The following is an 11,307-nucleotide window of genomic DNA, read 5'->3' as shown; positions in this document are numbered from 1 at the left end:
CCCAGACCCCGGCCGCGCCAGGCGCGGCGCACGGCGAGGAAGCCGAGCTCGCTGACGTCGTCGGCCCCCAGGACCGCCACCGCGCCCACCGGCTCGCCGTCCACGCGGGCGAGCAGGGCCGGCTCGTCGGCGCGGGCCGCCAGCGCGGCCAGGACCGGTTCCAGCGCCGGGTCCATGGCGAACACCTCGATGAGGGTCCGGGCCCAGTCCCGCGAGGCCGCAGGCCGTCGCACCACCTCGATCCGGTATCCCGCGCCGGTCACCTTCCGGGGGACCAGGTCGCGCCACATGGCCGTCGCCTCGCCGGCGACGACCAGGCCCCGGCTCACGAGCTGGTCGACCAGCACGGACCCGCCGAGATGGGCCCACGCGTTGAAGCTCCACGGCACGTCGTAGGTCGAGACGATGGCCAGGCAGGCGTCGAGCTGGCGCTCGTCCTGCAGGGTGTTGAACGTGCGCGCGTCGAAGGTGAACACGCCGTTCATCGAGCGCAGGGTGGTGCGGCTCCCGGTCAGCAGGGCCGGCCCGAGGTGGTGCACCTCGCCGCCGGGCAGGGACGCGACCGTGCGCGCGTGAGCGTCCGCCAGGGCCCGGTCCAGCCGTGCGGTCCGGGTCCTGGGTGCGCTCTGCCCCACCGGTGGGCCGGTCATGTCCCGAGGCTAGGGACAGCCCGGCGTGAGCGGTTCCGCCACCGGGGTGAGCGGCGCGCGCTGCAAACGGGCTAAGCGGCACCACCCACCCGGGCCCCGTCCCGGCGGGCGGTCAGGTGGTGAGCAGCACCTTGCCGATGTGCGTGCCGGCGTCGAGCTCGCGGTGGGCGTCCGGTGCCTGCGCCAGGGGGAAGGTCCGGTGCACGACCGGCCTGACCCGGCCGGCCTCGACCAGCGGCCACACGTGCTCGCGGACCGCGGCGACGATGGCGGCCTTCTCCTCCAGCGGACGCGCGCGCAGGCCGGTGGAGATGACTGCGGCCCGCTTGCGCATCAGCGCCGACAGGTCGAGCTCGGCCTTGACGCCGCCCTGGAAGCCGATGATGACCAGCCGGCCGTTCGTGGCCAGCGCCTGGACGTTGCGGGCGAGGTACTTGGCGCCCATGTTGTCGAGGATGACGTCGGCCCCGTGGCCGGCGGTGGCCCGCTCCAGCTCCTCGACGAAGTCCTGCTCCTTGTAGTTGACGAGGATCTCGGCCCCGAGGGCCTTGCAGGCCTCGAGCTTGTCGGCCGACCCGGCGGTCACGGCCACGTGGGCGCCGACCTCGCGGGCGAGCTGGATGGCCATCGTGCCGATCCCGCTGGAGCCGCCGTGGACGAGCAGCGTCTGGCCGGGCAGCAGGTTGGCCGTCATGAAGACGTTGGACCACACGGTGCACACGACCTCCGGCAGCGCCGCGGCCTCCACCAGGCTGATGCCGGACGGCACCGGCAGGAGCTGGCCGGCCGGGACCGCCACCTTCTCGGCATACCCTCCGCCGGCCAGCAGCGCGCACACCTGGTCGCCCACGGACCAGCCGGTGACTTCGGGGCCCACCGCGGCGACGGTGCCGCTGACCTCCAGCCCGGGGTACTCCGACGCGCCGGGGGGCGGTGGGTAGACCCCGATCCGCTGCTGCAGGTCCGCACGGTTGACGCCCGCTGCGGCCACCTCGACCAGCACCTCGCCGGGTCCGGGCTCGGGGTCGGGGACGTCGGCCAGCACGAGCGCGTCGGGGCCGCCGGGTGTGGGGATCGTGATCGCCTTCATGCCCCGACGATATGACGGGCCCGGGCGAGCGCCTCGGGGGTGTCGACGTCGAGCGTGCCCGGGTCCGGCAGCTCGAGGGTGGTGCGGCGCAGCCGGTCGAGCACGGCCATGAGCCGTGCGCCGGCGGGGTCGTCGGGCAGCGCCGTCCGCAGGGCCTCGGTCCGGTATGCCGCGAGCAGCGGCTGCACGCGCCCGTCCCGGTCGGTGCCCACCACCGCGTCGTCCTCCGGCGAGCGCGCGAGCGCGGCGGCCAGGTCCGTCGCGGCTGCCCCGGCGAAGGGCATGTCGCCGGCGACGACGACGCAGGTCGGGGTGGACACCTGGCGCAGGCCGGCGGCGAGGGCGGCCACCGGTCCGCCGCCGGGTGGGTCCTCGCGGGCCCAGCTCACGGGGCGGCAGGTCGCCCGCTCCTCGCCGACGCAGAGCACCGGCCACCCGGCCGGCAGGGCGGCAAGCAGGTGGTCCAGCACGGTGCTCGCGCCGAGCGGCTCGCGGGTCTTGTCCCGCCCGCCGAGCCGGCGGGAGGTGCCACCACAGGTGATGAGCGCGGTGGTCGCGGGTCCCGGGGTGGTGGCCATGGGCCCATCGTGCCCCGGACCGGTCAGGTCCGGGCCGGTTGCCGGCGTCAGCCGGCGGCGTCGGGCTCCAGCGCCGGGCACGCCTGGCCGACCGCCGGCGCCAGCCGCTCGAAGTGCCACCACTCGTTGACGTAGCGCCGGCACAGGCCCCACTTCACGCCGTTGACCTCCAGCCAGCGCGCGCCGGACCGGGGGCCGATGTCGACCGCGTCACCGGTGACGTGGCGGGACTCGTCCGGTGGCAGCACCCACCGGCGGGCCGCGGCGGCCGAGCCGTAGGTGCGGACGGCGGCGTCGAAGAGGCGCTGCTGCTCGGCGCGGCTGCGCCGACCGGAGGTCACCGTGAGGGTGATTCCTGCCGCCCGGGCCGCCTGCTCTGCCTTCTCCAGCGACCGGGCGAGCGGAGCGGACAGGCCGTTCGGTGACGTGGCCGCAGGCGTGGCGGGGGACAGCGCCGTGGGCGGCCGGACCGCCTGCACCTCGGCCGCCCGGACCGACCTCCCGGCGCTCACCGGCGCCGCGTCCTCGGCGATGCGGGTCGGGACGGCGTGCCGGACCGTCGTCGGCGCCGGCTCGTCGCTCATGAGCGTGGTCGTGGTGGCACAGACGAGGGCTGCGGCCCCCGCCGCGGCCAGTGCCGTCGTGCCCAGCACCCCGCGGCGCAGCCGCCACGGTGAGCCCACGACGTAGGTGACATCGCCCTGCGGACGGATCTCGCCGTCCCACCACAACGTCGGTCCGCCATCGCGAAGCACGACCTACCCCCAAGAATCCTCAGAACCGCCCCCCGGCGGTGCCTCCCCGTCCCCGAGGGCACACGGTAGGTCCCGGCCCCGACCGGGGTCAACGAGATCGGCGAGGTTGCCCGGACGAACCGGCCATCTCAGGACATCGTGCCCGCCGCGACGGTGCCCGCGGCGCTGCGCCCCCCGATCCGGCGGGACAGCTCGGTGGCCACGCGGGTGACCTGCCGGGCGATCGCCGCCCGGCCGGGGCCGTCCACCTCGGCCGCGGGGAACGTCACGGCCACGCCGGCCACCGGGTGACCGCTGTGGTCGAGGACGGCCGAGGCGACCGACGCGAAGTCGGGCGTCACCGACCCGTCCTCGGCGGCGAACCCGGAGCGCCGCACCTCGGCCAGCGCCCGGCGCAGCGCCGGCAGTGACCCCGGGCCGACCCCGTGGCGTTGCACGAACGCGTCACGGGAGGGGAACAGGGCACGCACCTGTGCCGGGGGCAGCGCGGCGAGCATGGCCAGTCCGCTCGCCGTGAGGGTCGCCGGCAGCCGCACCCCGACGTCGGTCACGAGCGGGGGGCGGCCCGGCGCGCGCTCCTCGATGACGTAGAGCACGTCCCGTCCGTGCAGCACGGCCAGGTGGGCGTTGTGGGTGGTGGCGTCGACCAGCCGGGCCAGCAGCGGCCGGGCGACCCGGGCCAGGGGCGCCTGGCGGGAGTAGGCGGAGCCGAGCTCGAACGCCGCGACCCCCAGGCCCCAGCGGCGCTCCTCGGGCAGGTGGACCACGAAGCCTTCCCGGCGCAGGACCGCCAGGAGGTGGTACACGCTCGACCGGGGCAGGTCCAGGTCGCGGGCGATGGCCGCGGCCGGCACGGGCGCGGTGTGCCTCGCCAGCAGCTTGAGCACCGCGAGCGCCTGCGCGGCGGCGGGAGCGTTCGGCACGGCATACAGGATCCCAGAGTTGTCTCGGATCCGAGACAGAACCCTGCTGGCAGAGGATGTCCGGACCCGGCGGCACGGGTGGAATGGGCGCATGAGCACCGAGATCGCCGCGCGACCCGCCGAGCAGGTCGCCACCGTCACCGTCGGCCTGGGGCCGGTGTCGTTCGAGGACGTCGTCGCCGTCGCGCGCCACGGCGCCCGGGTCGAGCTGTCCAGCGAGTCGCTGGAGGAGGTCCGCCGCAGCCGCACGGTCATCGAGGACCTCGCTGACGACGTCGAGCCGCACTACGGCGTCTCCACCGGCTTCGGCGCCCTCGCCACCCGGCACATCCCGACCGACCTGCGCGCCCAGCTCCAGCGCAGCCTCGTGCGCAGCCACGCCGCGGGCTCCGGCGCCGAGGTCGAGCGGGAGGTCGTGCGCGCGCTGATGCTGCTGCGCCTGTCCACCCTCGCCACCGGACGCACCGGCGTGCGCGAGGAGGTCGCCACCACCTACGCCGCGCTGCTCAACGCCGGCATCACCCCGGTCGTGCACGAGTACGGCAGCCTCGGCTGCTCCGGCGACCTGGCCCCGCTGGCCCACTGCGCGCTCGCGCTCATGGGGGAGGGCACGGTCCGCGACGGCTCGGGCCACCTCCGCGACGCCGGGGACGCCCTGACGGCGGCCGGGATCGCGCCGGTCGCCCTGCGCGAGAAGGAGGGCCTGGCGCTCATCAACGGCACCGACGGCATGCTCGGGATGCTCGTGCTCGCGATCGCCGACCTGCGCATGCTGCTGACCACCGCCGACATCACCGCGGCGATGAGCGTCGAGGCGCTGCTGGGCACCGACGCGGTCTTCGCCGCCGACCTGCAGGCGCTGCGCCCGCACCCCGGTCAGGCCGCCTCGGCCGCCAACCTGCGGGCCCTGCTCGAGGGCAGCCCGATCATGGAGAGCCACCGCGGCCCGGAGTGCACCCGCGTGCAGGACGCCTACTCGCTGCGCTGCGCCCCGCAGGTCGCCGGCGGTGCCCGCGACACGGTCGACCACGCCGCCGTCGTCGCGGGGCGCGAGCTCGCCGCCGCCGTGGACAACCCCGTCGTCACCCTCGACGGCCGGGTGGAGTCCAACGGCAACTTCCACGGGGCGCCGGTCGCCTACGTCCTGGACTTCCTGGCCATCGTCGCCGCCGACCTGGCCAGCATGTCGGAGCGGCGCACCGACCGGTTCCTCGACGTCTCGCGCAACCACGGGCTGCACGCGTTCCTCGCCGACGACCCCGGCGTGGACAGCGGGCACATGATCGCGCAGTACACCCAGGCCGCCATCGTCTCGGAGATGAAGCGGCTGGCCGCGCCCGCCAGCGTGGACTCGATCCCCAGCTCGGCGATGCAGGAGGACCACGTCTCGATGGGCTGGTCCGGCGCGCGCAAGCTGCGCCGCGCGGTCGACGGCCTGACCCGCGTGCTGGCGATCGAGCTGCTCACCGCCGCCCGCGGGATCGACCTGCGCGCCCCGCTGGAGCCCGCCGCGGCCACCGGCGCCGTGGTGGCCGCGCTGCGCGAGGTCGCCCCCGGCCCGGGCCGGGACCGCTTCCTCGCCCCCGAGATCGAGTCCGCCGTGGACCTCGTCGCGACCGGCGCCGCCGTGCGCGCGGCCGAGTCCGTCACCGGCCCCCTGAACTGACCCACCCGGCATACACCGTGCTCGCCCCCGACCGCTTTGCTCACCACCAGCCGCTTCCGGCGCCTCGTCGAGGCGCGGAAACCGGTCGGGGCTGAGCAAACCCGTCTCAACTGAGCAAAGTCCGAAGGAGACTGCAATGGAAGGCGCCCGTCCCGTCCGTGCCGCGCGCGGCACCACCCTCACCGCGAAGTCGTGGCAGACCGAGGCCCCGCTGCGGATGCTCATGAACAACCTCGACCCCGAGGTGGCCGAGCGGCCCGACGACCTCGTCGTCTACGGCGGCACCGGTCGCGCCGCGCGGGACTGGCGCAGCTTCGATGCGATGGTCCGCACGCTGACCACGCTGGAGAAGGACGAGACGATGCTCGTCCAGTCCGGCCGCCCGGTGGGCGTCATGCGCACCCACGAGTGGGCGCCGCGGGTGATCCTGGCCAACTCCAACCTCGTGGGCGACTGGGCGAACTGGCCCGAGTTCCGCCGGCTGGAGCACCTCGGGCTGACGATGTACGGCCAGATGACCGCCGGTTCGTGGATCTACATCGGCACCCAGGGCATCCTCCAGGGCACCTACGAGACGTTCGCGGCCGTCGCCGCCAAGCGGTTCAACGGCACGCTCGCCGGCACGCTGACCCTGACCGGTGGCTGCGGCGGCATGGGTGGCGCCCAGCCGCTGGCGGTCACCCTCAACGGCGGCGTCTGCCTCGTCGTGGACGTCGACGAGTCGCGGCTGCGCCGCCGGGTCGAGCACCGCTACCTCGACGAGGTGGCGCCCTCCCTCGACGCCGCCGTGGAGACCGCGCTGCAGGCCAAGGCCGACAAGCGGGCCCTCTCGATCGGCATCGTCGGCAACTGCGCCACCGTCTTCCCCGAGCTGCTGCGCCGCGGGGTCGACATCGACATCGTCACCGACCAGACCAGCGCGCACGACCCGCTGTCCTACCTGCCCGAGGGCATCTCGGTCGAGGACTGGCACGACTACGCCGAGGCCAAGCCCGAGGAGTTCACCGACCGGGCCCGCGCCTCCATGGCCAAGCACGTCGAGGCGATGGTCGGCTTCATGGACGCCGGCGCCGAGGTCTTCGACTACGGCAACTCGATCCGCGACGAGGCCCGGCTCGGCGGCTACGACCGCGCGTTCGCCTTCCCCGGCTTCGTGCCGGCCTACATCCGGCCGCTGTTCTGCGAGGGCAAGGGCCCGTTCCGCTGGGCGGCCCTGTCCGGCAACCCCAAGGACATCGCCGCCACCGACAAGGCCGTGCTCGACCTCTTCCCGGACAACGACCACCTGCACCGGTGGATCAGGGCGGCCGGCGAGCGGGTGGCGTTCCAGGGCCTGCCGGCGCGGATCTGCTGGCTCGGCTACGGCGAGCGGGACCGGGCCGGCCTGCGGTTCAACGAGATGGTGGCCTCCGGCGAGCTCGAGGCGCCGATCGTCATCGGCCGCGACCACCTCGACTGCGGCTCGGTGGCCTCGCCGTACCGCGAGACCGAGTCGATGCTCGACGGCTCCGACGCCATCGCCGACTGGCCGCTGCTCAACGCCATGATCAACACCGCCTCCGGCGCCTCGTGGGTCTCCATCCACCACGGCGGCGGCGTCGGCATCGGCCGGTCCATCCACGCCGGGCAGGTCTCCCTGGCCGACGGCACCGCGCTCGCGGCGGAGAAGCTCGCCCGCGTGCTGACCAACGACCCCGGCATGGGCGTCATCCGGCACGTCGACGCCGGCTACGACCTCGCCGAGCAGGTCGCGGCCGAGCGCGGGGTCAGGGTGCCGATGCGAGAGGGTCAGTGACGTCGGCGACCTGAGCGTCCAGCACGCGGATCACGTCGCTGCCGTCGGCGGTGAACGCCACGCCGTGGGCGCCCGCGCCGAGCGAGATGGTCCGGCCCTCGACCGTCGCGTCGGCCACCACCGGCCACGCGCGGGTCGAGCCGAACGGCGTGATGGTGCCGCGCTCGTAGCCGGTCACCTCCCTCGCCACCGCGGCGTCGGGCATCGAGAGCCGGTTGACGCCGAGCAGCGCGCGCAGCTTGGGCCAGGAGATCTCGCGGTCGCCGGGCACGAGGACGAACAGGTAGTCGTCCTCGGCCCGGCGCACCACGAGGGTCTTGATGATGTCGCCCGGCTGCACCCCGCGGGCAGCGGCGGCCTCCGCCAGGCTGCCCACCCGCCCGTGCCGGGTGACGGTGTGCGCGATACCGGTCGCCTGGATCGCCGCCGTGGCCCGTTCCTCAGACATGACTCCCACCCTAGGTTGATGACATGACGTTCGACGGCATGTGGGCCGAGCTCCTCCCGGTCGGCCGGGACCCGCAGACCGGTGGCTACCGCCGGTTCGCGTGGACCCGCACGGACCACGACCTGCGCGAGTGGTTCGCCGCGGAGGCCTCCTCGCGTGGGCTGGACCTGACGGTCGACCGCGCCGGCAACCAGTGGGCGTGGTGGGGAGACCCCGACGCCGACGGTCCCGGGTTGGTCCTCGGGTCGCACCTGGACTCCGTCCCCGACGGTGGCGCGTATGACGGGCCGCTCGGTGTCGTGACCGCCCTCGCCACCGTGGAGGCCTTGCAGCGTCAGGGTTTCCGGCCGTCCCGGCCGATCGGCGTGGTGAACTTCGCGGACGAGGAGGGCGCGCGCTTCGGCATCGCCTGCGCCGGCTCGCGGATCATCACCGGCGCGCTGGACGGCGACCGGGCCCGCGGGCTGCGTGACGGAGACGGCCGCACCCTGGCCGAGGCCATGACCGCCGCCGGGCAGGACCCCCGCGCCCTGGGCCGGGACGAGGAGACGCTGCGCCGGGTGGGCACGTTCGTCGAGCTGCACGTCGAGCAGGGCCGCGGGCTGGCCGACCTCGACCGTGCGGTCGCGGTGGGCTCGGCGATCTGGCCGCACGGGCGCTGGCGCCTCGACCTGGCCGGGGAGGCCAACCACGCCGGCACCACCCGGCTGGAGGACCGGCGCGACCCGATGCTGGCCCTCGCCGCCGCGATCACCGCCGCCCGGGACGCCGCGAGCGGTCAGGGCTGCGTCGCCACGGTCGGCAAGGTGCGCGTGGAACCCAACGGCGTCAACGCGATCCCCTCCCACGTGACGGCCTGGCTGGACGCCCGCGGACCGGCCGAGCCCGGCGTACGGGCGGTGGTCGAGGAGGTCGCCGAGCGCACGGGTGCGCGGCCGGTGGAAGAGTCCTGGACCGGGCCCACGCCGTTCGACCCGGCGCTGGCCGCCCGGCTGGCCGGCCTGCTCGGCGACGCGCCGGTCCTGGCCACCGGAGCCGGGCACGACGCCGGGATCCTGGCCACCGCCGGGGTGCCGACCGCGATGCTGTTCGTGCGCAACCCCACCGGCGTCTCGCACTCGCCGGCCGAGCACGCCGAGCACGCCGACTGCCTCGCCGGCGTCGAGGCCCTCACCACCGTTGCGCGCGAGCTGGCCTCATGAGCGGTGCGGGAAGCACTCGTCGCTGGCACGCGGCATACGCGCTGCTGCCCACCGGGCTCGCCCGGGAGGTGACCTTCGAGGTCACCGACGGCCGGTTCACCTCCGTGACGGCGGACAGCCCGCGCGGGGACGCCGCGCTGCTGCCCGGGGTGGTGCTGCCCGGGCTGGCCAACGCGCACAGCCACGCCTTCCACCGGGCGCTGCGCGGGCGCACCCATGCCGGCGGCGGCACCTTCTGGACGTGGCGTGAAGCCATGTATGCCGTGGCGGCGCAGCTGGACCCGGACTCCTACCTCGCGCTGGCGCGGGCGACGTACGCCGAGATGGCGCTCGCGGGGGTCACCTGCGTCGGGGAGTTCCACTACCTGCACCACGCCCCCGGCGGCGCGCCCTACGCCGACCCCAACGCGATGGGGGAGGCGTTGCGGCAGGCCGCGGCCGAGGCGGGGATCCGGCTGACCCTGCTGGACACCTGCTACCTGGCCGGCGGGCTGACGGCCGAGGGGCACCTGCCGCTCGGGGCGGAGCAGCAGCGTTTCGGCGACGGGACGGTGGAGCGGTGGGCGGCCCGGCTGTCCGCCCTGGCCCCCTCGGACGAGATGCGGGTGGGCGCCGCGATCCACTCGGTGCGCGCCGTGCCGCGGGAGGCCCTGGCCCCGGTCGCCGAGGCCGCCCGTGGCCTGGCCCCGGTCGCGGGGCCGCTGCACGTCCACCTGTCCGAGCAGCCCGCGGAGAACGAGGCGTGCCAAGGGTTCTACGGCCTCACGCCGACGGCGCTGCTGGAGGCCGAGGGCGTCCTGGGGCCGGACACCACGGCCGTCCACGCGACGCACCTGACCGACGGGGACATCGCGGCGCTCGGGCGCTCCCGGACCACCGCCTGCTTCTGCCCGACGACCGAGCGCGACCTCGCCGACGGCATCGGCCCGGCCCGGGCACTGCGCGACGCCGGCGCCCCGCTGTCCCTGGGCTCGGACCAGCACGCCGTCATCGACCTCCTCGAGGAGGCCCGGGCGCTGGAGATGCACGAGCGGCTGGACTCGTTGCAGCGCGGGCGGTTCCGGCCGGAGGAGCTGCTCGCCGCGGCCACCGCGCACGGAAGCCTGGGCTGGGAGGACGCCGGCCGGCTCGAGGCCGGTGCCCGAGCCGACCTCGTGGCCGTGCGCCTGGACAGCCCGCGCACCGCGGGCAGCGCCCCCGCGCAGGTGCTGCTGGCCGCCACCGCTGCCGACGTGGACACCGTCCTCGTCGACGGGCGGGTCGTGGTCGAGGCCGGCCTGCACCGGCTCGGTGACGTGGGAGCGTTGCTGCGCGCAGCGATCGAGCCCCTGTGGGAGGACCTGTGAGCACCACGCTGGTCACCGGCATCGGCGAGCTGGTCACGGGTGACCCGGCCCTCGGCGACGGCTCCGCGCTGGGGCTGCTGACCGACGCCGCCGTGGTCGTCGACGGCGACCACGTCGCCTGGGTGGGGCCGGCGCGGCAGGCCCCCGACGCCGACCAGCGGCGCGACCTGGGCGGCCGGGCGGTCGTGCCCGGCTTCGTCGACTCCCACTCCCACCTGGTCTTCGCCGGCGACCGGGCCGCCGAGTTCGCGGCGCGGATGTCCGGCACGCCCTACGACGGCGGCGGCATCGCCACCTCGGTCGCCGCCACCCGGGCCGCCACCGACGAGGACCTGCGCGGCCTGCTCGCCGCCCGGGTCGCCGAGATGCGCGCCCAGGGGACGACGACCGTCGAGGTCAAGAGCGGCTACGGCCTGACCGTCGAGGACGAGGCCCGGACGCTGCGCCTGGCCCGCGAGGTGACCAGCGAGACGACCTTCCTCGGCGCACACGTCGTCCCGGCGGACTACGCCGACCGGCGCGAGGACTACCTCGCCCTGGTCGCCGGCCCGATGCTGCAGGCCTGCGCCCCGCACGCCCGCTGGGTCGACGTCTTCTGCGAGCCGCAGAGCGCCCACGCCTTCACCGGCGACGAGGCCCGCGAGGTGCTGCTCGCCGGGCGCGCCGCCGGGCTGGAGCTGCGGGTGCACGGCAACCAGCTCGGCCACGGGCCGGGCGTGCAGCTCGCCGTCGAGCTCGGCGCGGCCAGCGTCGACCACTGCACCTACCTGGCCGAGGCCGACATCGACGCGCTCGCGGGTTCGCCCACCGTCGCGACGTTGTTGCCCGGCGTCGAGTTCTCGACCCGCTCGCCC

Annotated in this window: 11 protein-coding genes; 5 read left to right on the top strand and 6 right to left on the bottom strand. The window is 75.4% G+C overall.

Annotated elements, in window-relative coordinates; translation table 11 throughout:
• The 5 genes from VF825_RS01705 to VF825_RS01685 all read right to left on the bottom strand — a co-directional run.
• Positions 1-650 (bottom strand): GNAT family N-acetyltransferase (locus VF825_RS01705; RefSeq protein WP_331109478.1); only part of this gene is annotated, 650 nt, incomplete at its 3' end.
• Positions 651-762: 112 nt separating this feature from the next.
• Positions 763-1,740 (bottom strand): NAD(P)H-quinone oxidoreductase, encoded by a 978-nt coding sequence (locus VF825_RS01700; RefSeq protein WP_331109477.1) that lies wholly within the window; start codon positions 1,738-1,740, stop codon positions 763-765.
• Positions 1,737-2,318, bottom strand: coding sequence for a molybdenum cofactor guanylyltransferase (gene mobA, locus VF825_RS01695; protein WP_331109475.1), 582 nt, complete (start codon positions 2,316-2,318; stop codon positions 1,737-1,739). Before mobA ends, VF825_RS01700 begins: the two co-directional genes overlap by 4 nt.
• A 47-nt stretch (positions 2,319-2,365) precedes the next feature.
• Complete coding sequence (locus VF825_RS01690; RefSeq protein ID WP_331109473.1) at positions 2,366-3,073, bottom strand: M15 family metallopeptidase; 708 nt, start codon at positions 3,071-3,073, stop codon at positions 2,366-2,368.
• A gap of 128 nt (positions 3,074-3,201) precedes the next feature.
• Entirely contained in the window at positions 3,202-3,996 is a 795-nt protein-coding gene (locus VF825_RS01685; RefSeq protein ID WP_331109471.1) for an IclR family transcriptional regulator, read from the bottom strand.
• A gap of 91 nt (positions 3,997-4,087) precedes the next feature.
• Between VF825_RS01685 and hutH the strand changes: the two genes are divergently transcribed.
• On the top strand, positions 4,088-5,662 hold the full coding sequence (gene hutH / locus VF825_RS01680) for a histidine ammonia-lyase (protein ID WP_331109469.1): 1,575 nt from the start codon (positions 4,088-4,090) through the stop codon (positions 5,660-5,662).
• A 136-nt stretch (positions 5,663-5,798) separates the two neighbouring features.
• Positions 5,799-7,457 (top strand): urocanate hydratase, encoded by a 1,659-nt coding sequence (gene hutU / locus VF825_RS01675; RefSeq protein ID WP_331109467.1) that lies wholly within the window; start codon positions 5,799-5,801, stop codon positions 7,455-7,457.
• On the opposite strand, the gene VF825_RS01670 is transcribed toward hutU, so the two are convergent.
• Positions 7,429-7,905 (bottom strand): YbaK/EbsC family protein, encoded by a 477-nt coding sequence (locus VF825_RS01670; RefSeq protein ID WP_331109465.1) that lies wholly within the window; start codon positions 7,903-7,905, stop codon positions 7,429-7,431. The genes hutU and VF825_RS01670 overlap by 29 nt on opposite strands.
• Before the next feature lie 23 nt (positions 7,906-7,928).
• On the opposite strand from VF825_RS01670, the gene VF825_RS01665 reads away from it, so the two are divergent.
• From VF825_RS01665 to VF825_RS01655, 3 genes are all read left to right on the top strand, one after another.
• Positions 7,929-9,107: an allantoate amidohydrolase gene (locus tag VF825_RS01665; protein ID WP_331109463.1), complete on the top strand. Its 1,179-nt coding sequence runs from the start codon at positions 7,929-7,931 to the stop codon at positions 9,105-9,107.
• Positions 9,104-10,453, top strand: a complete 1,350-nt coding sequence (locus VF825_RS01660; RefSeq protein WP_331109461.1) for a formimidoylglutamate deiminase — start codon at positions 9,104-9,106, stop codon at positions 10,451-10,453. The genes VF825_RS01665 and VF825_RS01660 overlap by 4 nt, the downstream gene beginning before the upstream one ends.
• On the top strand, positions 10,450-11,307 hold an 858-nt coding region (locus VF825_RS01655), incomplete at its 3' end, for an amidohydrolase family protein (protein ID WP_331109459.1). The genes VF825_RS01660 and VF825_RS01655, both read left to right, overlap by 4 nt.

Origin of the sequence: Oryzihumus sp., assembly GCF_036391795.1 — a bacterium.
Classification (GTDB): Bacteria; Actinomycetota; Actinomycetes; order Actinomycetales; family Dermatophilaceae; genus Oryzihumus.
This window is presented reverse-complemented; position numbering and strand designations above follow the sequence as displayed.